Consider the following 22,864-nt stretch of genomic DNA (forward strand, 5'->3'; position numbering starts at 1 on the left):
GCTAGCGTGCCGGCTTGGGGCAGGACGGGTGCGCGCCGGCGGTCACCAGATCGGCCACCGCGGTGCGCGGGTCACCGCTGGTCACCACGCCCTCCCCCACCAGCACGGCATCCGCGCCGGCACCGGCGTAGGCCAACAGATCGGCCGTGTCGCGCACCCCGGATTCGGCCACCCGGATGACATTGCTGGGCAGGCCGGGCGCGATCCGCGAGAAGCAGTCGCGGTCCACCTTCAGCGTCTTGAGGTCGCGTGCGTTGACGCCGATGACGGTGGCCCCGGCCTGCAGGGCGCGGTCGGCCTCCTCCTCGGTGTGCACCTCGACCAGGGCGGTCATCCCCAGCGATTCGGTGCGCTCGAGCATCGACACCAGGGCCGGTTGCTCGAGGGCCGCGACGATCAGCAGCAGCATGTCCGCGCCGTGCGCCCGCGCCTCGTGAATCTGGTAGGGCCGCACGATGAAGTCCTTGCGCAGCACCGGGATGGACACCGCGGCACGCACGGCGTCGAGGTCGGCGAGCGACCCGTGGAACTTGCGTTCCTCGGTCAGCACGCTGACGATCCGCGCACCGCCGCTCTCGTAGGCGCGGGCCAAATCGGCCGGGTCGGGAATGTTGGCCAACTCGCCCCGCGACGGGCTGGCGCGCTTGACCTCGGCGATCACACCGATGCCGGGGGCACGCAGCGCCGCCAGCACGTCCAGGGGTGGCGGGGCCGCGTTGGCCGCGGCCTTGATCTGCTCCAGGCTGACGACGGCCTCTCGAGCGGCGACATCAGCCCGAACCCCGTCGATGATGGAGTCGAGGACGTTCGGCGCACTCATGCCAGTCGTTCCTTCCTGCACTAGCCCAAACCCCGCGTTCGGAACGGTTCGCACCGTCCCACCGCATTGCCGAAAGGGTAGCCGTTCATCGAGCGGCGAGTTTCACCGACCCTCCGACGACGGACCCGGTTCCGGCCCCGTGTCCCCGTCGGTGGGGTCCTGCCCCTCATCCAGGGCGTCCCACATCGTCCGCTCGGACATCGGTTCGGAAGTCTGCACTGGTGAGGACCCATCGGCGGGGGTCTGCGTCTGCTCGCGCAGCGCGGCGCGACGCGCCCCCGGCGTCGTGTACCGCCCCTGGGTGGCCCCCTCCCGGGCGGCCGCCCGCATCAGCAGGGCCGCGGCCACCAGTGTCGCGACACCAGCGCACAACGTGAGCACCGCGCCGGCGTAGTGCCGCTCGCTGCCCACCAACGTGATGAGCTGGACCTCGGCGAGTTCGGTGGCCCGCAGGGCGACATCGGGCACCACCCATTGACTGATCGCCAGGTAGCCGAGGGCGGCGCTGACCACCGCCAGCAGCAGCGCCAGCACCCGCAGCGGCCACCCGCGCACGGCCAGCGTCGCCACCACGGCCGCGCCCAGCAGCAGCGCGACCGGCACCAGCGCCGTCGACCACCTCGAACCGGTCAGTGCGATGGTCTTCGGCGGGCCCAACTCGTCGAAGGACTCCACCTCCACCCAGGTCAGTCGGCTGGCCACGTACAGAACGACGGCCGCGACCAGCAGCAGTAGCTGGGCGATGCGGATCGGGGTCAGCCCGCGACGCGGTGTGTCAGTCATGGCCGCCCGGAGCCGCCAGGGTCTCGGCCGCGGCGATCGCGGCCAGCACCGCCTTGGCCTTGTTGGTGGCCTCGTTGAACTCGTAGGGGCCGTTGGAATCGGCGACCACTCCGCCGCCGGACTGCACGTAGGCGGTGCCGTCGCGCATCAGCGCGGTGCGGATGGCGATGGCGAAGTCGGCGTTGCCCGCGAAGTCCAGGTAACCCACGACGCCGCCGTACAGGCCGCGCCGGGTCAGCTCGACCTCCTCGATGAGCTCCATGGCACGCACCTTGGGCGCCCCCGACAGGGTCCCGGCCGGGAAGCACGCGGTCACCGCGTCCAGGGCGGTGTGGTCGTCGGCCAGCAGACCGGTGACCGTGGACACCAGGTGCATGACGTGGCTGTAGCGCTCGATGTGGCTGTAGTCCTCGACGCGCACCGTGCCGGGTACGCAGACCCGGCCCAGATCGTTGCGGCCGAGGTCGACGAGCATCAGATGCTCGGCGCGTTCCTTCTCGTCGGCGAGCAGATCCTTCTCCAGCAGCTGGTCTTCCTCCTCGGTGGCGCCGCGCCACCGGGTCCCGGCGATGGGATGGGTCTTGGCCCACCCGTCCTGCACCGTCACCAGCGCCTCGGGGCTGGACCCGACGATCGAAAAGGCCGTTCCGCCAGTCTCGTTCGGGACGTGCACGAGGTACATGTAAGGGCTCGGGTTGGACACGCGCAGCATCCGGTACACGTCGATCGGGTCGACGGCGGTGTCCATCTCGAAGCGTTGCGACGGCACCACCTGGAAGGCCTCACCGGCCTCGATGTCGGCGACGAGCTTGTCGACGATGGCGCTGTACTCGGCCACCGTCCGTTGCGAACGGTGCGCCGGTGTCGGGCGGCTGAAGCCGGCCACCGTCGAGGGCAGCGGCTGACCCAGCGCCTCGGTCATCACGTCCAGGCGGGCCACCGCGTCGTCGTAGGCCTCGTCCACCCGCTCGTCGGTGCCGTTCCAGTTGACCGCGTTGGCGATCAGCGTGATCGTGCCCTCGTGGTGGTCCACCGCGGCGATGTCGGTGGCCAGCATCATCACCAGATCGGGCAAGCCCAGGTCGTCGACGGTGGTCTCGGGCAGCCGTTCCAGCCGGCGCACCAGGTCGTAGGCGAAGAAGCCGACCATCCCGCCCGACAGCGGCGGCAGGTCCGGCATGGCCGCGGTGCGCAGCACCTCGAGGGTGGCCTGCAGGGCCTGCAGCGGATCCCCGCCGCTGGGGGCGTCCTGCGGGGTGGCCCCCAGCCACACGGCCTCGCCGTCGCGCACGGTCAGCGCCGAGGGCGCGCCGGCGCCGATGAACGACCAGCGCGACCAGGATCGGCCGTTCTCGGCGGACTCCAGCAGGAAGGTGCCGGGCCGGTTGGCCGCGAGCTTGCGGTAGGCCGACAGCGGCGTCTCGCTGTCGGCGAGCACCTTGCGGGTCACCGGAACCACGCGGTGCTCGGCCGCGAGCACCCGGAAATCCTCCCGGGTGGTGGTGGCGGCGATGTTGACGTCGGCGTGCACGGGGAACATCCTCCCAGACGTTTCCGAGACCTCCGGCGTAGCGTGACGATCATGAAACCCGGTGATGTCGTCGAGGACTTCGCACTGCCCGATCAGACCGGCGCCGAGCGCAGGCTCAGCGAACTGTTGGCCGACGGCCCGGTCGTGTTGTTCTTCTACCCCGCCGCCATGACCCCGGGGTGCACCAAGGAGGCCTGTCACTTCCGGGATCTGGCGGCCGAATTCGCCGCGGTGGGCGCCCAGCGGGTGGGCATCAGCACCGACAGCGTCGACAAGCAGGCGCAGTTCGCCGGCAAGGAGAAGTTCGACTATCCGCTGCTGTCGGATTCCGACGGTGCGGTGGCCGCGGCGTTCGGTGTGAAGCGTGGTTTGCTCGGCAAATTCATGCCGGTCAAGCGGACCACCTTTGTCATCGACACCGACCGGCGGGTGCTCGAGGTGATCGCCAGCGAACTCAGCATGGACACCCACGCCGACAAGGCGCTCGAGACGTTGCGGGCACGCCCGGCCGCGCGCGGATGACGCCGGTGCTCGAGCTTGCCGACGTCACCTTCCGACGCAACGGCAAGCAGATCATCGACGGCATTTCCCTGACCGTGCAGCCCGGTGAGCACTGGGCGCTGCTGGGTCCCAATGGCGCCGGCAAGAGCACGCTGCTGGGTTTCTGCGCCGCCGTCACCTTCCCCACCACCGGTGCCGTGCACGTGCTCGGCCAACAGCTCGGCCGGGTCGAGCTGGCCAAGCTGCGGCACTGGATCGGGCACGTCAACCCGCGCCACCGGCTCCAAAGCCCGCTGACCGTGCGCGAAGTGGTGCTCACCGGCATCACCGCGACCATCGACCTGCCGATGCACTGGTCACCCACCGCCGAGGACGTGCAGCGTGCCGACGCGATGATCGAGACGGTCGGCATGTCCGCCAAGGCCGACGGCAGCTGGCCCACGCTGTCGCAGGGCGAACGCGGCCGGGCGCTGATCGCGCGGGCCCTGATCGCCTCCCCGCGGCTGCTGCTGCTCGACGAGCCGACCACCGGTCTCGACGTGGCGGCCCGCGAACAGTTGCTCGAGACGGTGGACGCCCTCGATCAGACGCACCCCGACATGGCCTCGGTGTTGGTCACCCACCACCTCGAGGAGCTGCCGACCTCCACCACGCACGCGCTGCTCATCGCCGAGGGGCGCACCGTGGCCAGTGGCCCCGCGCGCCAGACGGTGACCACCGACAACGTCACCGCGGCGTTCGACCATCCGATCGAGGTCGGCTATGTGGACGGCCGCTGGTCGGCACGCACCAAGGCGAACCGAATCGACCTGTAGGACAACGGCTCAGGGGCCGAGCAGCTGATCGGCGTCGAAGCAGCTGTGGTCGCCGGTGTGACATGCCCCGCCGACCTGGTCGACCACCAGCAGCACGGCGTCGCCGTCGCAGTCCAGCCGCACGGAGTGCACCCGCTGGGTGTGCCCCGACGTCGCGCCCTTGATCCACTGCTGTTGGCGCGAGCGCGAATAGTAGGTGGCCTCACGGGTTTGCAGGGTGCGGGCCAGGGCGTCGTCGTCCATCCAGGCCACCATCAGCACGTCGCCGCTACCGCGTTCCTGGACCACCGCGGTGAACAGACCGTCGTCGTTGCGCTTGAGGCGCGCCGCGATTGCCGGGTCCAGCGTCATCGTACGCAAATCCCCTCTGCCGCCATGGCGTCCTTGACCTGACGGATGGTCAGCTCGCCGAAGTGGAAGACACTGGCCGCCAACACCGCGTCGGCGCCTGCGGCCACCGCGGGTGCGAAGTGTTCGACGGCACCGGCGCCACCGCTGGCGATCACCGGCACCCCCACCGCGGCGCGCACCGCCCGCAGCATCGCCAGATCGAAGCCGGCCTTGGTGCCGTCGGCGTCCATCGAGTTGAGCAGGATCTCCCCCACCCCCAATTCGGCGCCGCGGGTGGCCCATTCGATCGCGTCGATGCCCGTGCCCTTGCGCCCGCCGTGGGTGGTGACCTCCCATCCCGACGGGGTCGGCGCGGCGCCCTCGGGCACACTGCGGGCGTCGACCGACAAGACGATGCACTGGGAGCCGAACTGCCGCGCCAGTTCTGCCAGCAGTTCGGGTCGCGCGATGGCCGCGGTGTTGACCGAGGCCTTGTCGGCCCCGGCGCGCAGCAGCACGTCGACGTCCTCGACCGAACGCACGCCGCCGCCGACCGTCAGCGGGATGAACACCTGCTCGGCGGTGCGGCGCACCACGTCGAGCATGGTGGCGCGCCCCGACGACGACGCCGTCACGTCGAGGAAGGTCAGCTCGTCGGCGCCCTCGGCGTCATAGCGTGCCGCCAACTCCACCGGATCGCCCGCATCGCGGAGGTTCTCGAAGTTGACGCCCTTGACCACCCGGCCGGCATCCACGTCCAGGCACGGGATCACCCGGGTCGCCACGTCGGGCCGCGTATCGCCGCTCATCACCGATAGTCCTCCGGATCTCCGACCGTGCGCACGATCTCCAACATCTCCTCGTGTACTCCCGGGGCGCCGGCCAGCGCCGACCGGGACTCGGGGACCCAGGGCCGGCCGTCGAGGTCGGTGACGATCCCGCCGGCGGCCCGGATCAGCGCGACGCCGGCCGCGTGATCCCACACGTGGTGTCCGAAACTGATTGCCCCACCCAGAATTCCAGCAGCCACATAGGCCAGGTCGATTCCCGTGGCGCCGTGCATACGCACCCGGGAGCAGACCCGGCTGAGGTTGTCCAGGATCGCCGAGCGGTACCGGCCCGGGAAGTGCCCGCGGGAATCGATGTTGTAGGTGCCGATCCCGACGATCGAGTCCGCCAGGGTGGTCGGCCGCAGGGGTTCGAGCTCTGCGCCGCCCGCGCGCACCGGGCTGCCCACCAGGCTGGTGAAACGCTGCCCGACGAACGGCAGCCACGTCAGTCCCAGCACCGGTTGGCCGTTGTACAACAGTCCCAGCAGGATCGCCGCCATCGGCGAACCGGCCGCGTAGTTGAACGTGCCGTCGATGGGATCGAGCACCCAGACCAGCTCGGAGTCCAGCGGTTCGCCGCCGAACTCCTCGCCGTGCACCCCGATGCCGGTCAACCGCTGCAGTTCGGCGACCACACGGCGCTCGATGGCCAGGTCGACCTCGGTGGCGAAGTCGTTGCCCTTCTTCATCACCGCGCTCTCGGCGCGATGTCCGGCGATGAACTGTTCGGTGGCGCCGTCGAGGATCTCGGCGGCCACCGCCAGCCAATCCGCCAGCTTGGCGGGATCGAGGTCGGGTGGCGGCGTCATCGGCGGCTCAGCCGCTGACCGCGGCCAGCGCCTGCGGCAGCGTGAACCGCCCCGCGTACAGCGCCTTGCCCACGATCGCGCCCTCGACCCCGCGGTCGGTCAGCGTGGCGATGGCCCGCAGATCGTCGAGGCTGGACACCCCGCCGGAGGCGATGACCGGGGCATCGGTGCGCTGGGCGACCTGGACGAGCAAATCGAGGTTGGGGCCGGTCAGCATGCCGTCCTTGGTGACGTCGGTGACGACGAAGCGCGAACAGCCCTCGGCGTCAAGGCGTTCCAACACCTCCCACAGATCGCCGCCGTCGGTCTCCCAGCCGCGACCGCGCAGGCGATGATCGCCACCCAGGATCTGTACGTCAAGCCCCACGGCCACCTTGTCACCGTGTTCGGCGATGGCCGCCGCGCACCAGGCCGGATTCTCCAGGGCCGCGGTGCCGAGGTTGACCCGCGCGCACCCGGTCGCCAGCGCGGCGGTCAGGGATTCGTCGTCGCGGATGCCGCCGGACAGTTCCACGGCCACATCGAGCTTGCCGACGACCTCGGCCAGCAGTTCGCGGTTGGAGCCGCGACCGAACGCCGCGTCGAGGTCCACCAGGTGGATCCACTCGGCGCCGTCGCGCTGCCAGGTCTCGGCGGCCTCGAGCGCCGAGCCGTAGTCGGTTTCGCTGCCGGCCTTGCCCTGCACCAGGCGCACGGCTTTGCCCTCGACCACGTCGACGGCGGGCAACAGAATCAATGGCGGTTTAGAAGTCACAGTCCCTCAACCCAATTCGCGAGCAGCTCCGCGCCGGCGTCGCCGCTCTTCTCCGGATGAAATTGTGTGGCGGCCAACGGGCCGTCCTCGACAGCGGCCAAAAACGGCACCTCGTGCGTGGCCCAGGTCAGCAGCGCCTCGGGGCTGCCTTCCCAACGTTGGGCGGCATAGGAGTGCACGAAGTAGAACCGGGTGTCGGCATCGAGTCCACGAAACAGCGTGCTGCCCGGCGCGGCCTGCACGACATTCCAACCCATGTGCGGGATCACCGGCGCGTCGAGCCGGGTGACCGCCCCGGGCCACTGACCGCAGCCGGTGGACTCCACGCCGAACTCGACACCGCGGGCGAACAGGATCTGCATGCCCACGCAGACCCCGAGCACCGGGCGGCCGGCGGCCACCCGCGCCGCGATGATCTTCTCGCCGTCGATCGAACGCAGGCCGGTCATGCACGACTCGAAGGCGCCCACCCCGGGCACCACCAGACCGTCGGCGTTGGCGGCCGCGGTCGCGTCGGCGGTCACCTCGACGCGCGCGCCGACCCGTTCCAGCGAGCGCTGCGCCGAGCGCAGGTTGCCGGACCCGTAATCGAGGACAACGACCGACTTCGCCGAAGTCGGACTCACAGGGTGCCTTTGGTGGACGGCACACCGGTGACCCGGGGGTCGGGTTCGACGGCCTGGCGCAGCGCCCGCGCCACGGCCTTGTACTGGGCCTCGGTGATGTGGTGCGGGTCGCGGCCGTACAGCGTGCGCACGTGCAGCGCGATCCGGGCGTTGAAGGCCAGCGACTCGAAGACGTGCCGGTTGATCACGGTGTGGTACGGCGTCGAGGAACCCGCGATGGTGAAGTCCACCATGTACTCCGGTTCCCCGGTGTGCACGAAATACGGGCGGCCCGACACGTCCACCGCGGCGTGCGCCAACGTCTCGTCCATCGGGATGAACGCATCGCCGAAGCGACGGATGCCCTTCTTCTCCCCCAACGCCTGTCCCAGGGCGGTACCCAGCACGATGGCGGTGTCCTCGACGGTGTGGTGCGCCTCGATGTCGACGTCGCCCTCGGCGCGCACCGTCAGATCGAAGCTGGCGTGACTGCCGAGCGCGGTCAGCATGTGGTCGAAGAACGGAACTCCGGTGTCGACGTGCACCTTTCCGGTGCCGTCGAGATCGATCTCGACGACGATGTCGGATTCCCTGGTCTTGCGTTCGACCTTCGCGTGGCGGTTCACGGTGCTCCTACTCGGCTTTCCTGCTCTAGTTCGGTGGCGGCCAGACGGGCGCTCGCCTCCAGAAAGGCGTCGTTCTCGGCGGCCAATCCGATGGTGGTCCGGAGGTGGCCCGGGATCCCGACGTCCCGGATCAGCACGCCCGCGTCGAGGTAGCGCTGCCAGCTGGCCGGCGCGTCGGCGAAGTCGCCGAACAACACAAAGTTCGCATCGCTGTCGATCACCCGGAAACCCATGTCCCGCAGCGCTTGTGACACGCGGTCGCGCTCGGCGATCAGGGTCGCCACGCTGCCCAGCGTGTCGTCGGCGTGCCGCAGCGCGGCCCGCGCGGCCTCCTGGGTGAGCACCGAGAGGTGGTAGGGCAGCCGGACCAGCAGCATGGCGTCGATGACCGCGGGCGAGGAGATCAGGTAGCCCAGCCGGCCGCCGGCGAACGCGAACGCCTTGCTCATGGTGCGGCTGACCACCAGCTTGGTGGGGTACTCGTCGATCAACGCGACGGCGCTGGGCTGAGAGGAGAACTCGCCGTAGGCCTCGTCGAGGATCAGCACGCCGGTGTCCATGGCGTCCAGCAGCCGACGCAGGTCGTCGAGCGGAACGCTCTGGCCCGAGGGGTTGTTCGGGCTCGTCACGAACACCACATCGGGCCGGTGCTGCTCGATCTCGGCGACCGCGACGTCGGTGTCCAGGCCGAAGTCCGCCGAGCGCGCCGCGGTGACCCAGCGGGTCTGGGTGCCGTCGGCGATGATCGGGTGCATCGAGTACGACGGGACGAACCCGATCGCGCTGCGGCCCGGCCCGCCGAACGCCTGCAGCAACTGCTGCAGGATCTCGTTGGAACCGTTGGCCGCCCACACGTTCTGCGCCCCGAGTTCGACCCCGGTCGCCGCGGTGAGGTAGGCCGCCAGATCGGTGCGCAGCGCCACCGCATCGCGGTCCGGGTAGCGGTGCAACTGCGCCGCGGCCACCCGGACCGACTCGGCCACGTCGTCGATCAACGCCTGCGTGGGCGGGTGCGGGTTCTCGTTGGTGTTCAACCGCACCGGCACTTCCAATTGCGGTGCGCCGTAGGGCGATTTGCCGCGCAGATTCTCGCGCAGCGGCAGGTCGGCCAGGGTCACGGAGTCGCCGATCATCGCTCGAACCTCCGTCGGACCGCCTCGCCGTGCGCGGGCAGGTCCTCGGCCTTGGACAGCGTGATCACGTGTCCGGAAACGTCCTTGAGCGCCGCCTCGGTGTAGTCCACGACGTGGATGCCCTTGAGGAAGGTCTGCACCGACAGCCCGCTCGAGTGCCGGGCGCAGCCCGCGGTCGGCAGCACGTGGTTGGACCCCGCGCAGTAGTCGCCGAGGCTCACCGGCGACCACGGTCCGACGAAAATCGCGCCCGCCGAACGGATCCGGTGCGCCACTTCGGCGGCGTCGCGGGTCTGGATCTCGAGGTGCTCGGCGGCGTAGGCGTTGACCACCCGCACCCCCTGATCGATGTCGTCGACCAGCACGGTCGCCGACTGCCGTCCACTCAGCGCGGTCGACACCCGGTCCCGGTGCACCGTCGTGGCCAGCTGGACGGTCAGTTCGCGGTCGGTGGCATCGGCCAACTCGGGGCTGCAGGTGACCAGCACGCTGGCGGCCATCTCGTCGTGCTCGGCCTGGCTGATCAGGTCGGCGGCCACGTGGACCGGGTCGGCGGTGTGGTCGGCCAGGATCGCGATCTCGGTCGGTCCGGCCTCGGCGTCGATGCCCACCTGGGAGCGGCAGATCCGCTTGGCCGCGGTGACGTAGATGTTGCCGGGGCCGGTGATCATGTCCACCGACGCCAGTTCGGCGCCGTCGGTGTCGGTGCCGCCGTAGGCCAGCAGGGCGACCGCCTGGGCGCCGCCCACCGCCCAGACCTCCTCGACGCCCAGCAGCGCCGCGGCCGCCAGGATGGTGGGATGCGGCAGGGCTTGGAAGGCGCCGGTCCCGGAAGCCTGCGGCGGGCTGGCGATCACCAGCGAGTCGACGCCGGCGAGCTGCGCGGGCACGACGTTCATCACGACGCTCGACGGGTAGACGGCATTGCCGCCCGGCACGTACAGCCCGACCCGTTCGACGGGGACCCACCGCTCGGTGACGGTGGCCCCGGGCGCCAGTTCGGTGGTGGTGTCGGTGCGCCGCTGATCGGCGTGCACGGCGCGGGCCCGCGCGATCGCGACCTCCAGGGCGGCGCGGACCTCCGGATCCAGCGCGTCCAGCGCCTGGGCCAGCGCGGCGGCGGGCACCCGCACGGTCTCGGGCCGCACGCCGTCGAAGGATGCGCCGTAGTCGAGGGCCGCGGGCGCACCCCGCTCGGCCACGTCGTCGACGATCGGACGGACCTTGGGCACGACCGCATCGACGTCGACACCGCCGCGCGGCAGCGCGGCGCGCAGCTGCGCCACCGACAGGGGTCGGTCGCGCAGGTCGATGCGGGACATCTGGAAATTGGCCATCACCGTCGATTGTCCCTGATTGGTCCAGCTGAATAAAATCACGCCTGAGCTGGACCGCGTTGCGGGTCCCGCGGCGCTCAGAAATCCAGGCCGATATCGAGCACCCGCACGGAGTGCGTCAGCGCCCCCACCGCCAGATAGTCGACCCCGGTCCCGGCGTAGGCCGCGGCATCGGCGAGCGAGAGCCCGCCGGAAGACTCCAGTTGCACGTCGGGGGCGTTGGCATCCCGGCGCTGCACGGCGATCTGGGTCTCCCACACCGCGAAGTTGTCCAGCAGCACCAGCTGCACGTCCTCCCGCAGCACCTCGTCGAGCTGTTCCAGCGAGTCCACCTCGACCTCACAGGGCAGGTCGGGCGCCGCCGCCCGGACCGCCCGCAGCGCGGCCACCACCGAACCCGCCGCGGCCACGTGGTTGTCCTTGATCAGCGCGGCATCGCCGAGGCCCATCCGGTGGTTGACCCCGCCGCCGACGCGCACCGCGTACTTCTGCAGCACGCGCAGGCCGGGCAGCGTCTTGCGGGTGTCGCGGATCTTCGCGCGCGTGCCGTCGACCTCGGCGACCCATTGCGCGGTGGTCGAGGCGATCCCGGACAGGTGGCAGATGAGGTTGAGCATGGTGCGTTCGGCGGTCAGCAGCCCGCGCGTGGTCGCCTCGAGCGTCAGCAGCGGGTCCCCGGGGCGCAGCAGGTCGCCGTCGTCGGCGCGGCCGAGCACCCGGTACGCGTCGGGCCCCAGCACCTCGTCGAGCACCAGCAGCGCGACGTCGATGCCCGCGACCACACCTTCGGCCCGGGTCACCATGGCCGCGGTCGTGCGCGCGTCCTCGGCGACCGTGGCCACCGAGGTGATGTCGGGGCCGTAGCGCAGGTCCTCGTCGAGGCCGCGCGCGATGACCTCGCGGGCCTCGTCGAGTTCGGCCGCGGTCAAACCGATCCGGGTCATCACGCCACCACCGGGGCATCCACGACAAGCTGTTCGTCCACCATGCGAAGCATTGTGCTGCGGGCACGGGACTCGTCGGTCAGCGGATGGTCACTTCGGTGATGGCTGCCCCGGGTCTCGGTGCGTTCGGCGGCCGCGAGGGCCACCGCGCGGGCGGTGACGGTCAGCACCGCGTCCTCGAACCGGGCCCGGGTGCTCGCCGGCCGTCGGTGCGCGGCGGCCAAGGTCTCGGTCAGCCGCGCCAGGCCCGCCCCGTCGCGGACCACCGAGGCATCGCGGGACATCGCGTGCTGCAGTTCGCTGCGCTCCACCATCTCGTGTTCGTCGCGGCGCACCGCGCGGGCCGTGACGGCCCCCACCGACGCGGCGTGGTCGGCGGCGCTCCGCCCGGCGCGGCCACCCACCACCAGGCCCTCGAGCAGGCTGTTGGAGGCCAGCCGGTTGGCGCCGTGCATACCGGTGCGGGCGACCTCACCGGCCGCGAACAGTCCCGGCACGTCGGTCCGCCCGGCGACATCGGTGACGACGCCACCGCAGCTGTAGTGCGCGCCCGGCACCACCGGGATGGGTTGACGGGTCGGGTCGATCCCCACCGCCCGGCACGAGGCCGTGACCGTCGGGAAGCGCGCCTCGAACCCCGCGATCGAGCGCGCGTCGAGGTACACGCACGCGGATCCCGTCGTGCGCAGATTCGCGTCGATCGCGGCGGCCACCACGTCGCGCGGCGCCAGATCACGCATCGGGTGCAGGCCGTCCATCACCGAATTGCCTTGCGCATCAACCAGAATCGCGCCCTCACCGCGCAGCGCCTCGGTGATCAGCGGGCGTCGCGTGTCGGCCCGGTCGGAGCTGGGCGCGGCGAACAGCATGGTCGGATGGAATTGGATGAACTCGAGGTCGCTGACGGCGGCCCCGGCCCGCAGCGCCAGCGCGATGCCGTCCCCGGTGGAGCCGGCCGGGTTGGTGGTCGCGGCGTAGAGCTGACCGAGTCCGCCGGTCGCCAGGATCACCGCGGCGGTGTGCAGGACGCCCATCCCCTGCGGGCTGAGCACCTGGACACCGACCACCGCGCCGTCGTCGAGCAGGATCTCGGCGGCGACGTGTTCGTAGCGGATGTCGAGGCGCTCGGCCGCCGCGTCGAGTGCGCGCTGGACCTCCGCGCCCGTGGCGTCCCCACCGGCGTGGATGATCCGGCGGCGCGAATGGCCACCTTCGCGGGTCAGCGACCACTGCCCGGAGGCCACCTCGTCGAAACGCGCTCCGTCACCGACCAGCTGCGCCACGGCGCGACGGCCGTCGGCGACGATCGACTCGACCGCGTGCGGATCGCACAAGCCACCGCCGGCGGCGACGGTGTCGGCCACGTGCGTGGCCACCGCGTCGGCGTCGTCCCCCAGCGCCACCGCGATGCCGCCCTGGGCGTGGAACGTGGCCGTGGCCCCGGTCCCGGGCGCGGCCTTGCTCAGGACCACCACAGAGCGGCCCGCGCGGTGCGCGGCGAGCGCGGCCGTCAAGCCGGCCACGCCCGTGCCGATCACCACGACGTCGGCGCGCTGTTGCCACATTCCGGCGAGCGGACCCGAACCGCCGCAGGCCGGTCCGGTCATTCGCCGCCGCCGGGCTGCCCGATCTCGATCATCCGCTGCACGCTGGCGCGGGCCAGCTTCGCGGTCTCGGGATCGACGTGCACCTCGTCGGCGCCCTCGGTGAGGCACCGCAGCATCGCGGCCGGCGTGATCATCTTCATGTACTTGCAGGAGGCCCGGTCGTTGACCGCCTGGAAGTCGATTTCCGGTGCGGCGCGGCGCAACTGGTGCAGCATGCCGACCTCGGTGGCCACCAGCACCTGGCGGGCGTTCGATTCGCGGGCCGCGTCGAGCATGCCGCCGGTGGACAGGATCTTGACCCGGTCCTCGGGGAAGGCGCCTTCGCCGGCCAGGTACAGCGCCGAGGTGGCGCAGCCGCACTCGGGATGCACGAACAGTTCCGCGTCCGGGTGGGTGCGCGCCTGATCGGCGAGCTCGTCACCGTTGATGCCGGCGTGGACGTGGCATTCGCCGGCCCAGATGTGCAGGTTCTCCCGGCCCGTCATGCGGCGCACGTGGGCACCGAGGAACTGGTCGGGGCAGAACAGCACCTCGCGGTCGGGGTCGATGGACTCGACCACCTCCACGGCGTTCGACGAGGTGCAGCAGATGTCGGTGAGCGCCTTCACCGCGGCCGTGGTGTTGACGTAGGACACCACGACGGCGTCGGGATGCTCGTCCTTCCAGGCCCGCAGGTCCTCGGCGGTGATGGAGTCGGCCAGCGAGCAGCCGGCGCGCTGGTCGGGAATGAGCACCGTCTTGTCCGGCGAGAGGATCTTGGCGGTCTCGGCCATGAAGTGCACTCCGGCGAAGACGATGGTGTCCTCGGGTGCCTCGGCGGCAATGCGGGACAGCGCCAGCGAGTCGCCCACGTGGTCGGCGACGTCCTGGATTTCCGGCAGCTGGTAGTTGTGTGCCAGCAGCGTCGCGCCGCGCAGCTTCGCCAGGCGGCGGATCTGTGCGGCCCACTGCTCGTCGCCCGCCACACCGGTGTAGCCCCCGGGGCCGTCGACGATCCGGTCCACCATTGCACTGTCCATGTCGCGGTCGATCACGGTCATGACCGCTCCTTTCGGCGTCGGAGGTTTTCGACTTACAATCGAAAACATGGGAAATTCTAGCACCGCGCACGAAGTGCTGGCCGTCGTGTTTCAGGTTCGGCGGCTCGACAGCCGAAATCCGCAGCTCAGCGTCCTGCTGTGGGAACGGGCGCTCGATCCCCAGCGCGGCGCGTGGTCCCTGCCCGGCGGTCGACTGCGTCACGACGAGGACATGGACAGTTCAGTCCGCCGTCAACTCGCCGAGAAGGTGGACCTGCGTGAGATCGCCCACCTCGAGCAGTTGGCGGTGTTCTCCGATCCGCGCCGGGTGCCCGTCGACCGGACCATCGCCTCGACCTTCCTGGGCCTGGTGCCCTCCCCCGCCACCCCCGAGTTGCCGCCGGACACCCGCTGGCATCCGGTGGACGCCCTGCCGCCGATGGCCTTCGACCACGGTCCGATGGTCACCCACGCCCACGCCCGGCTGATCGCCAAGCTGTCCTACACCAACATCGGGTTCGCGCTGGCACCAAAGGAATTCGCACTGTCGACGCTGCGCGACATCTACGGCGCGGCGCTGGGCTATCAGGTCGACGCCACCAACCTGCAGCGCGTGCTGGCCCGCCGCAAGGTGATCACCCGCACCGGGACCACCGCCCAATCCGGGCGTAGCGGGGGCCGGCCGGCGGCGCTCTATCAGTTCGCGGATTCGCAATTGCGCGTCACCGACGAGTTCGCCGCGCTGCGCCCGCCGACCTGACAGGTGTTGATTTTTAAGGGATTCGTAAGAGACAATCGCGGGTCCGCGTTTTTGCGGGCGCGAAGGGAGTCCCATGGAGCTTGGCACCGCCGCCGCGGCGCGTGACGCCGAATGGATCGGAGCACCGCCGCACGAGGAATGGGTTTCGGGTACCCGTCCGTTGCGGCCGTCCCTGGACCCGTTCTACGTCCCGCCCGCCGGTTTCGAGCATGCCCAGCCCGGCACGGTGCTGCGCAGCCGCGACGTCCAGCTGGCGTTCCTGGGGTTGATCCCCCAGCGGATCGTCGCGACGCAGCTGCTCTACCGCACCTGCGACCGCGACGGCGCGCCGGAGGCCGCCGTGACCACGGTGCTGGTCCCCGCGCAGCGTTCCTCGCGCAAGCCGATGCCGGTGCTGTCCTACCAGTGCGCCATCGACGCGGTGACCGACCGCTGTTTCCCGTCCTACGCGTTGCGCCGCGGCGCCCACGCGCTCGGCTCCCTGGCGCAGCTGGAATTCCTGTTGATGGCCGCCGCCCTGGCCGAGGGCTGGGCGGTGTCGGTGCCCGATCACGAGGGTGTGCGCGGCATGTGGGGCGCCCCCAACGAGCCCGGCTACCACATTCTCGACGGCGTGCGAGCCGCCCAGTCGGCGCCCACGCTGGAGCTGTCCCCCGACGCGCCAGTGGGCCTGTGGGGCTATTCGGGCGGCGGTCTGGCCACCGCCTGGGCGGCCGAGGTGTGCGCCGACTACGCACCGGAACTCGACATCGTCGGGGCGGTCCTGGGATCCCCCGTCGGCGATCTCGGCAGCACCTTCCGTCGGCTCAACGGCACCATCTATTCGGGGCTGCCCGCGACGGTGGTGGCCGCGCTGACCCACATCTACCCGGATCTGCACCGCCTCATCGACCAGCACGCCACCCCCGAGGGCAAGGCGATGCTGCAGCGCGTCGAGAAGCTGACCACCATGCACGCCGTGTTGAGCCTGGTGCGCATGGACATGGACAAGCTGGTCGACTGCCCGCTCGAGCAGATCCTCGACACCCCCGAGGTGCAGCATGTGTTCGCCGACATCAAGCTCGGCGGCACCGCGCCCACCCCGCCCGTGCTGGTGGTGCAGGCCGTGCACGACCGCATCGTCTCGGTCGACGACATCGATGAACTCACCGACACCTACAGCACCGGTGGGTCGCACGTCACCTATCACCGCGACCTGTTCAGCGAGCATCTGCTGCTGCATCCGATGTCGGCGCCCATGACGCTGCGGTGGCTCATCGACCGCTTCGAGGGCCGGCCGTTGTCGGAGAACGTCGTGCGCACCAAGTGGCCGACGCTGCTCAACCCCATGACCTACCAGGGCATGTGGCGGCTCGGTACGGTCGCGGCCCGGGTGGTCGCGGGACGGGTGCTCAACCGCCGTCCGTTGTGACCGGCGCCGCGTCCGCCGGCACGCCCAGCACCACGCCGTCGACCGGCGGATAGCCACCGAGGTCGTCGCGCGGGGACGCCACCGCGCACACCGCGTACACCAGCGCCGCGGTCGCCACGGGCACCAGCAGGGTCACCGCGATCTGCAGGGGTGTCTGCCCGAAGAACACCGCGGGCGCCTCGGTCACGTAGTGCACGCGCTGCTCGGGGGTCACCGGCGCCCCGTCGAGGTCGATCACGTCGTACCGGCCGCCCACCACCGCCGAGCCGACCAGCGTGGCCGCCGCGGCGCCACCCCCGACGCCCAGGCACAGCGCGATCAGCAGCACCGGCCCGCGGTGGGCGCGCCACTGCCAGGCTGCGGCCGAACCGACGACCGCCAGCACGCAGAGCAGACCCAGCATCAGGAACGACGCCACGAAGAAGTGATCCGCCTCGGCGCCCAGGTAGGCATGCACCCGGATGCCGCTCTTGGTCAGCGCGACGACGCCGCGCGCCGGCGGGGCCAGCCAGGCCCACAGCGCCCCGATCAGCGCACCGGCCACGGTCAGCGCGAGCACCACGATGAGCGCCGCGCGGGCGCGCGAGGTCCGCGGTGCGACGGTGGCGGCGGTCACCGCTGGGTCTCCAGATCGTGGGAGTCGACGACGCCGTGCCGCGAGCACTTGGCCCACCAGCCGTCCGGCCGCACCTGCACGATCATCCGTCGTCCGCAGGCCGCGCAGAACCGCGGCGGTTCCAGGCCCAGTTGGGCGGCGGTCGGAATCACCTTCGCCGCAACGTTATCGGCCGCAACGCCGGTGTATACGTTGAACGCTCCCGCGCCGACGGGGGTGGGCAGCGCCGGGGTTTCTGCGTCCATCACCGAATTCTTACAGGCTTGCGTTGAGCGCCTTGATCGGCATCTGCAGATCGTCGAGCAACTCCAGGTCCGATTCGGCGGGACGGCCCAGCGTGGTCAGGTAGTTGCCGACGATGACGGCGTTGATGCCGCCCAGGATGCCCTGCTTGGCGCCCAGGTCGCCGAGGGTGATCTCGCGACCGCCGGCGAACCGGAGCATGGTGCGCGGCAGTGCCAGGCGGAAGGCCGCCACGGCCCGCAGCGCATCGGCGGCCGGGAGGACCTCGAGGTCGCCGAAGGGGGTGCCGGGCCGGGGGTTCAGGAAGTTCAGCGGCACCTCGTGCGGGTCCAGTTCGGCCAGGTTGGCGGCGAACTCGGCGCGCTGCTCCAGCGTCTCACCCATGCCGAGGATGCCGCCGCAGCAGACCTCCATGCCGGCCTCGCGCACCATCTCGAGCGTGCCCCAGCGCTCCTCCCAGCTGTGCGTGGTCACCACGTTGGGGAAGAACGACTTGGCGGTCTCCAGGTTGTGGTTGTAGCGGTGCACGCCCATCTCGGCGAGGCGATCCACCTGCTCCTGGGAGAGCATGCCCAGCGAGCACGCGATCTGGATGTCGACCTCGTCGCGGATCGCCTCGATACCGGCGGCCACCTGCGCCAGCAGGCGCTCGTCGGGCCCGCGCACCGCGGCCACGATGCAGAATTCGGTGGCCCCGGACTTCGCGGTCTGCTTGGCGGCCTCGACCAGGCTCGGGATGTCGAGCCACGCGCTGCGCACCGGCGAGGCGAACAGGCCCGACTGCGAGCAGAAGTGGCAGTCCTCGGGGCAGCCACCGGTCTTGAGGCTGATGATGCCCTCGACCTCGACCTCGGGACCGCACCAGCGCATCCGGACCTCGTGGGCCAGCGCCAGCAGGTCCTCGAGCTGGTCATCAGGTAGCTGCAGCACCTGCAGCACCTGGTCCTGGGTCAGGCCTTCGCCACGTTCGAGCACCTGGTCACGGGCCACGCCCAGAACATCCACTGCCGCCTGCGTCACCAGCATTCCCTCCGTGGTCATCTCTCTTGAACGGTGTTCAGGTTAAGGTAACGGTGTGCAACTCCACAAACCCGACGTGGTGGATGCGGCGGCGGCAATCCTCGACAACTACGGAATCGCGGACCTGAGCATGCGCCGGCTGGCGCGCGAGCTCAACGTCAGCCCGGGCGCCCTGTACTGGCACTTCGCCAACAAGCAGGAACTGCTCGGCGCGGTGGCCGACCACATCCTGCGACCCGCCGTCATCGACGTGGCCGGGCTGAACTGGCGCCACGCGATCCAGGACATCTGCGCGGCGCTGCGCGACGCCCTGCTGTCGCACACCGACGGGGCCGAGCTCGTGTCCGCCAGCTTCGCCGCCGGCCAGTCGGAAACCGTGACCGACATCGTCGCCCAGCTGGCCGCGGCCGCCGCCGATGCCGGCGCCCGAAACGACGACGCCGACTCGACCGCGCGCACGCTGCTCTACTACGTCCTGGGGTTCACCGTCGACGAGCAGTCCCGCCGCCAGTGGGACGCCGCGGGTGCGCTCAGCGACGAGCAGTCGGTGCTGATGAGCGACACCGACCGACAGTTCGCGTTCGGTCTGCGCCTGCTGATCGACGGCCTGGCGGCCCACGAAGGGGCCACCGCGCCGTAGCGGTCAGCCGAGCCGGTGCTCGGTGCGGCTCTCACCTTCCCAGCGGCGCAGCCCGACGATCTCACCGACGATCTCCGCGGGTCCGCCCGCGATGCGCAGCGCCGTCGTGACGGTCTCGGGCGCCAGGCGCCGGGCCAGGGTGACGTGCGGGGTCCATTGCCCGGGAGCGGTGTGCGGCAGCGCCGCCGGCGCCAGCAGCGGCAGAGCCAACCGGTGCACCTCGCGGTGCAGCGCCAACAACTCGTCGCTCGGGACCACCAGCCGCGCGAGCACCCCGGCGCTGCGGCCGAAGACCAGCGTGGCGCCCAGCCGGGCCGGCAGCGGGAGGCGGTCGAGCACCCCGGCGAGCGCCGCATCCACCGACTCGTCGATCCGCTGCGCGACCGTCAGCGTGCAGTGCGGCCGGGCCGCCGGCGCGGGACTCGGTATCCCGGCCTCGCGCAAGCCCGCCCAGATCCGGCGGACCGCGGCCTCGGTGCCCTCGTCGAAGATCAGCTCGATCGAGTGGACCATCTCACAGGCTCGCGATCCACTGCCGGTCGAACGCGTCGGCGCACAGCGCCGCGAAATCGCCGCCGTCGCCGGCGGCGCCCGCGGGCAGCACCGCGCGCACCGGGGCCAGCGCGCTCAGGGCCTCGCGGTTGTCGCGTTCGGCCACGCCGGGCCGCGAAGGCCAGGCGCCGATCACCAGCCCGGCACACGGAATTCCCTGTCCGGCAAGCGCTTCCAGCGTCAGCGCGGTGTGGTTGAGCGTGCCCAGGCCGGCGGCGACGACCACCAGCACCGGCGCCGCCAGGTCCGCGGCCACATCGCGCAGCGTGACGCCGTCGGCACCGAGGGCCACCAGCAGTCCGCCGGCCCCCTCGACCAGCGTGAGCCGGTCGGGTCCGTCGGCGGCGCGCACCGAGGCCACCAGCTCATCCCGGGTGGGCAGCGGCAGTTCGGCCCGCCGGGCGGCCGCCACGGGCGCCAGGGGTTCGGGATAGCGCCAACCGCCGTGCAACCGGGTCGCGCCGGCGAGCCGGGCCACCTCGCCGAGGTCGTCGTCACCGTCGACGGTGCCGGTCTGCACCGGTTTGCACACCGCGACGTCGCGCCCGGCCAACCGCGCGGCGCAGGCCAGGGCGGCGGTTGTCACCGTCTTCCCGACCCCGGTGTCGGTGCCGGTCACCACCAGCACGGTCATGCGCGGGCGGCGGCGAGCACTTCGGAGAGCACCCTGCGCGCCGAGGCCATCTCGTCGTCGCTCAGCGAGGCGCGGGCGGTCAGGCGCAGCCGCGAGGTTCCGGCGGGCACCGTCGGCGGCCGGAAACATCCGACCCGGATCCCGCGATCCAGGCAGGCCGCGGCGGCGCCCACGGCCACCTCGGGATCGCCCAGGATGACCGACACCACGGCCGAGTCGGGTTGTTCGGGGCTGCCGCAGATGTGGGCCAGTTCGGTGGCGTGGGTCAGCACGGCGTGGGCGCGCTGCGGTTCGGCGATCAACACCTGCAGCGCGGCCAGCGCCGCGCCGACCGCGGCGGGCGTCAGCCCGGTGTCGAAGATGAAGGTCCGGGCGGTGTCGATGAGGTGCGCGCGCACCGCGGCGGGCCCCAGCACGGCCCCGCCCTGGCTGCCCAGCGCCTTGGACAGGGTCGTGGTCACGACGATGTCGGGATCGCCGGCCAGCCCGAGTTCCTGGACCAGGCCCTGTCCCCCGCTGCCGCGGACCCCGAGGCCGTGGGCCTCGTCCACGATCAGCAGCGCGCCGTGGCGTCGGCACACCTCGCGCAGTTTCCGCAGCGGGGCCAGCGCCCCGTCGGTGGAGAACACCGATTCGGTGACGACGACGGCGCGTTCCTCGGTGCGCTCGGCCAGCGCGGCCTCGACGGCGGCGACGTCGCGGTGCGGGGTCACCACCACCCGGGACCGGGACAGCCGGCACGCGTCGACCAGCGAGGCGTGGGTCATGGCGTCGGACACCAGCAGCGCGCCGGGGCCGGTCAGCGCGACGACCGCCCCGATGTTGGCCGTGTAGCCCGACGAGAACACCAGGGCCGATTCACTGCCGACGAACGCCGCCAGCGCGGTCTCGAACTCCTCGTGCAGTTCGGTGTTGCCCGTGACCAGCCGCGATCCACCCGCGCCGGCACCCCAGGTGCGCAGGGCGGCGATGCCGCCGTCGAGGACGGCGGGGTGTTGCGACAGGCCCAGGTAGTCGTTGGAGGCCAGGTCGAGTTCGGTGCCGACCGGCGGGCGCGTGCGCAGCGCGCGGCGCAGCCCGGCGGCCCGACGGTCACGCTCGACGTCGGCCAGCCAGGCCAACGGGGAAAGGCCGGTGTGCGTCACCCGATGCTCCTCAGTGCCGAATCCTCAGTGCCGAATTGAACACCGTTCAGGCTAATGCACGCGCGACGCCGATCATCGCGGCGGTGATCGCAGCGATCTCCTCGGCGGTGCAGATGAAGGGGGGCATGACGTAGATCAGGTTGCGGAACGGCCGCAGCCACACGCCATGGTCCAACGCGGCCACGGTGGCCACGGCGAGGTCGACCGGACGTTGCATCTCGATCACCCCGATGGCGCCCAGCACCCGCACGTCGGCGACGCCGGGCAGGTCCCGGGCCGGGGCCAACCCCGTCCGCAGCCCCGCCTCGATCTGCGTCACCCGCGCGCGCCAGTCCTGGCCGAGCAGCAACTCGACGCTGGCCACCGAGACCGCACACGCCAGCGCGTTGGCCATGAAGGTCGGGCCGTGCATCAGCGCGCCGGCCTCGGAATTGCTGATGACGGAGGCGATCTCGGCGGTGCACAGCGTGGCCGCCAAGGTCAGGTAGCCGCCCGTGAGCGCCTTGCCGACGCACATGATGTCGGGGCTCACACCGGCGTGGTCGGCGGCGAACAGCTCACCGGTGCGGCCGAAACCGGTGGCGATCTCGTCGAAGATCAACAGCACGTCGTGGCGATCACACAGCGCCCGCAGCTCGGTGAGGTAGCGCGGGTCGTGGAAGCGCATGCCCCCGGCGCCCTGCACCACGGGTTCGACGATCACCGCGGCCAGTTCGTCGGCGTGGCGGACCAATTGATCTTCGAAGGCCCGGCAGTACACCGGGTCGAACTCGCGCGGTGGGGCCGCGGCGAAGACCTGCTCGGCCAGCAGCGAGTTACCGCCGACGCCGGCGCCCGTCCACAGCTCGTGCATGCCGCCGTCGGGATCGCACACGCTCATCGGCGTGAAGGTGTCGCCGTGGTAGCCACCGCGCCACGTCATCAACCGGTGCTTGCCGGCCCGACCCCGAGACACCTGGTACTGCAGGGCCATCTTGACCGCGACCTCGACCGACACCGAACCGGAGTCGCTGAAGAACACCGTGTCCAGCCCGGCGGGGGTGATCTCGACGAGCAACTGCGCCAGCCGCGCGGCCGGTTCGTGGGTGAGCCCGCCGAACATCACGTGGTTCAGCACGCCCAGTTGCTTGGTGATCGCCGCGTCGAGCACGGGGTGGCCGTGCCCGTGCACCGCGGTCCACCAGGAGGCCATCGCGTCGAGGACCTCGACCTGCCGACCGTCGCGGGACAGGGTCAGCCACGCGCCGCGCGCACCCAGCGCCACGACCGGCGGCAACGTGCCCGGCGCGCCGATGGTGCTGTACGGATGCCACACATGGGCGGCGTCGACCGCACTGATCTCCTCGGGGGTCAACGCAGACACGGACACCGAGCCTAACGCGCCGCGGAAATGAGTTAC

Annotated in this window: 26 protein-coding genes; 5 read left to right on the plus strand and 21 right to left on the minus strand. The window is 71.1% G+C overall.

Going from position 1 to position 22,864, the window contains the following annotated elements:
- Position 1: 1 nt before the first annotated feature.
- From trpC to EL338_RS12620, 3 genes are all read right to left on the minus strand, one after another.
- Positions 2-820, minus strand: a complete 819-nt coding sequence (gene trpC, locus EL338_RS12610) for an indole-3-glycerol phosphate synthase TrpC (protein ID WP_126334062.1) — start codon at positions 818-820, stop codon at positions 2-4.
- A gap of 102 nt (positions 821-922) precedes the next feature.
- A complete protein-coding gene (locus EL338_RS12615; protein WP_126334063.1) occupies positions 923-1,603 on the minus strand; it encodes a TIGR02234 family membrane protein in 681 nt (226 codons plus the stop codon).
- Complete coding sequence (locus EL338_RS12620) at positions 1,596-3,143, minus strand: anthranilate synthase component I (protein WP_126334064.1); 1,548 nt, start codon at positions 3,141-3,143, stop codon at positions 1,596-1,598. Before EL338_RS12620 ends, EL338_RS12615 begins: the two co-directional genes overlap by 8 nt.
- A gap of 42 nt (positions 3,144-3,185) precedes the next feature.
- Between EL338_RS12620 and EL338_RS12625 the strand changes: the two genes are divergently transcribed.
- Together EL338_RS12625 and EL338_RS12630 are read left to right on the plus strand one after the other, a co-directional pair.
- Entirely contained in the window at positions 3,186-3,656 is a 471-nt protein-coding gene (locus EL338_RS12625; RefSeq protein WP_126334065.1) for a peroxiredoxin, read from the plus strand.
- On the plus strand, positions 3,653-4,450 hold the full coding sequence (locus tag EL338_RS12630) for an ABC transporter ATP-binding protein (RefSeq protein ID WP_126334066.1): 798 nt from the start codon (positions 3,653-3,655) through the stop codon (positions 4,448-4,450). The genes EL338_RS12625 and EL338_RS12630 overlap by 4 nt, the downstream gene beginning before the upstream one ends.
- A 9-nt stretch (positions 4,451-4,459) precedes the next feature.
- Here the strand turns inward: EL338_RS12630 and hisI are convergent, their stop codons facing one another.
- From hisI to nadA, 11 genes are all read right to left on the minus strand, one after another.
- On the minus strand, positions 4,460-4,801 hold the full coding sequence (gene hisI, locus EL338_RS12635; RefSeq protein ID WP_126334067.1) for a phosphoribosyl-AMP cyclohydrolase: 342 nt from the start codon (positions 4,799-4,801) through the stop codon (positions 4,460-4,462).
- Positions 4,798-5,589 carry an imidazole glycerol phosphate synthase subunit HisF gene (gene hisF, locus EL338_RS12640; RefSeq protein WP_126334068.1) on the minus strand — a complete coding sequence of 264 codons (792 nt, stop codon included), beginning with the start codon at positions 5,587-5,589 and terminating at the stop codon, positions 4,798-4,800. Before hisF ends, hisI begins: the two co-directional genes overlap by 4 nt.
- On the minus strand, positions 5,589-6,419 hold the full coding sequence (locus EL338_RS12645; RefSeq protein ID WP_126334069.1) for an inositol monophosphatase family protein: 831 nt from the start codon (positions 6,417-6,419) through the stop codon (positions 5,589-5,591). Before EL338_RS12645 ends, hisF begins: the two co-directional genes overlap by 1 nt.
- Positions 6,420-6,426: 7 nt before the next feature.
- A complete protein-coding gene (gene priA, locus EL338_RS12650) occupies positions 6,427-7,173 on the minus strand; it encodes a bifunctional 1-(5-phosphoribosyl)-5-((5-phosphoribosylamino)methylideneamino)imidazole-4-carboxamide isomerase/phosphoribosylanthranilate isomerase PriA (protein ID WP_126334070.1) in 747 nt (248 codons plus the stop codon).
- Positions 7,170-7,799, minus strand: a complete 630-nt coding sequence (hisH, locus tag EL338_RS12655) for an imidazole glycerol phosphate synthase subunit HisH (protein WP_126334071.1) — start codon at positions 7,797-7,799, stop codon at positions 7,170-7,172. Before hisH ends, priA begins: the two co-directional genes overlap by 4 nt.
- Positions 7,796-8,404: an imidazoleglycerol-phosphate dehydratase HisB gene (gene hisB / locus EL338_RS12660; protein ID WP_126334072.1), complete on the minus strand. Its 609-nt coding sequence runs from the start codon at positions 8,402-8,404 to the stop codon at positions 7,796-7,798. The genes hisH and hisB overlap by 4 nt, the downstream gene beginning before the upstream one ends.
- Positions 8,401-9,537: a histidinol-phosphate transaminase gene (locus EL338_RS12665; protein ID WP_126334073.1), complete on the minus strand. Its 1,137-nt coding sequence runs from the start codon at positions 9,535-9,537 to the stop codon at positions 8,401-8,403. The genes hisB and EL338_RS12665 overlap by 4 nt, the downstream gene beginning before the upstream one ends.
- On the minus strand, positions 9,534-10,874 hold the full coding sequence (gene hisD, locus EL338_RS12670; RefSeq protein WP_126334074.1) for a histidinol dehydrogenase: 1,341 nt from the start codon (positions 10,872-10,874) through the stop codon (positions 9,534-9,536). Before hisD ends, EL338_RS12665 begins: the two co-directional genes overlap by 4 nt.
- Before the next feature lie 77 nt (positions 10,875-10,951).
- Positions 10,952-11,818 carry a carboxylating nicotinate-nucleotide diphosphorylase gene (gene nadC, locus EL338_RS12675; protein WP_126334075.1) on the minus strand — a complete coding sequence of 289 codons (867 nt, stop codon included), beginning with the start codon at positions 11,816-11,818 and terminating at the stop codon, positions 10,952-10,954.
- Positions 11,818-13,425, minus strand: a complete 1,608-nt coding sequence (locus tag EL338_RS12680) for an L-aspartate oxidase (protein WP_126334076.1) — start codon at positions 13,423-13,425, stop codon at positions 11,818-11,820. Before EL338_RS12680 ends, nadC begins: the two co-directional genes overlap by 1 nt.
- Complete coding sequence (gene nadA / locus EL338_RS12685; RefSeq protein WP_126334077.1) at positions 13,422-14,465, minus strand: quinolinate synthase NadA; 1,044 nt, start codon at positions 14,463-14,465, stop codon at positions 13,422-13,424. The genes EL338_RS12680 and nadA overlap by 4 nt, the downstream gene beginning before the upstream one ends.
- Before the next feature lie 46 nt (positions 14,466-14,511).
- Between nadA and EL338_RS12690 the strand changes: the two genes are divergently transcribed.
- Entirely contained in the window at positions 14,512-15,204 is a 693-nt protein-coding gene (locus tag EL338_RS12690; RefSeq protein ID WP_126334078.1) for an NUDIX hydrolase, read from the plus strand.
- A 73-nt stretch (positions 15,205-15,277) separates the two neighbouring features.
- The gene (locus EL338_RS12695; RefSeq protein ID WP_126334079.1) at positions 15,278-16,615 is read left to right on the plus strand and encodes a lipase family protein; all 1,338 of its coding nucleotides are present in this window, start codon (positions 15,278-15,280) and stop codon (positions 16,613-16,615) included.
- Here the strand turns inward: EL338_RS12695 and EL338_RS12700 are convergent.
- The 3 genes from EL338_RS12700 to bioB are packed head-to-tail and all read right to left on the minus strand — an operon-like array spanning position 16,596 to position 18,500.
- Positions 16,596-17,231 (minus strand): DUF2567 domain-containing protein, encoded by a 636-nt coding sequence (locus EL338_RS12700; RefSeq protein ID WP_179967200.1) that lies wholly within the window; start codon positions 17,229-17,231, stop codon positions 16,596-16,598. The genes EL338_RS12695 and EL338_RS12700 overlap by 20 nt on opposite strands.
- Positions 17,228-17,476, minus strand: a complete 249-nt coding sequence (bsaP, locus tag EL338_RS12705) for a biotin synthase auxiliary protein BsaP (RefSeq protein ID WP_126334081.1) — start codon at positions 17,474-17,476, stop codon at positions 17,228-17,230. The genes EL338_RS12700 and bsaP overlap by 4 nt, the downstream gene beginning before the upstream one ends.
- Positions 17,477-17,486: 10 nt before the next feature.
- Positions 17,487-18,500, minus strand: coding sequence for a biotin synthase BioB (bioB, locus tag EL338_RS12710; RefSeq protein WP_163792347.1), 1,014 nt, complete (start codon positions 18,498-18,500; stop codon positions 17,487-17,489).
- Positions 18,501-18,549: 49 nt separating this feature from the next.
- On the opposite strand from bioB, the gene EL338_RS12715 reads away from it, so the two are divergent.
- Positions 18,550-19,134, plus strand: a complete 585-nt coding sequence (locus EL338_RS12715; protein ID WP_126334083.1) for a TetR family transcriptional regulator — start codon at positions 18,550-18,552, stop codon at positions 19,132-19,134.
- A gap of 3 nt (positions 19,135-19,137) precedes the next feature.
- On the opposite strand, the gene EL338_RS12720 is transcribed toward EL338_RS12715, so the two are convergent.
- The 4 genes from EL338_RS12720 to EL338_RS12735 are packed head-to-tail and all read right to left on the minus strand — an operon-like array spanning position 19,138 to position 22,828.
- A complete protein-coding gene (locus EL338_RS12720) occupies positions 19,138-19,647 on the minus strand; it encodes a 2'-5' RNA ligase family protein (RefSeq protein WP_126334084.1) in 510 nt (169 codons plus the stop codon).
- Between the two features lies 1 nt (position 19,648).
- Positions 19,649-20,320: a dethiobiotin synthase gene (bioD, locus tag EL338_RS12725; RefSeq protein WP_126334085.1), complete on the minus strand. Its 672-nt coding sequence runs from the start codon at positions 20,318-20,320 to the stop codon at positions 19,649-19,651.
- Positions 20,317-21,465 (minus strand): 8-amino-7-oxononanoate synthase, encoded by a 1,149-nt coding sequence (locus EL338_RS12730; RefSeq protein ID WP_126334086.1) that lies wholly within the window; start codon positions 21,463-21,465, stop codon positions 20,317-20,319. Before EL338_RS12730 ends, bioD begins: the two co-directional genes overlap by 4 nt.
- A 46-nt stretch (positions 21,466-21,511) precedes the next feature.
- Positions 21,512-22,828 (minus strand): adenosylmethionine--8-amino-7-oxononanoate transaminase, encoded by a 1,317-nt coding sequence (locus EL338_RS12735; RefSeq protein WP_126334087.1) that lies wholly within the window; start codon positions 22,826-22,828, stop codon positions 21,512-21,514.
- Positions 22,829-22,864: the final 36 nt, after the last annotated feature.

Source organism: Mycolicibacterium chitae (assembly GCF_900637205.1).
Taxonomy (GTDB): Bacteria; Actinomycetota; Actinomycetes; order Mycobacteriales; family Mycobacteriaceae; genus Mycobacterium; species Mycobacterium chitae.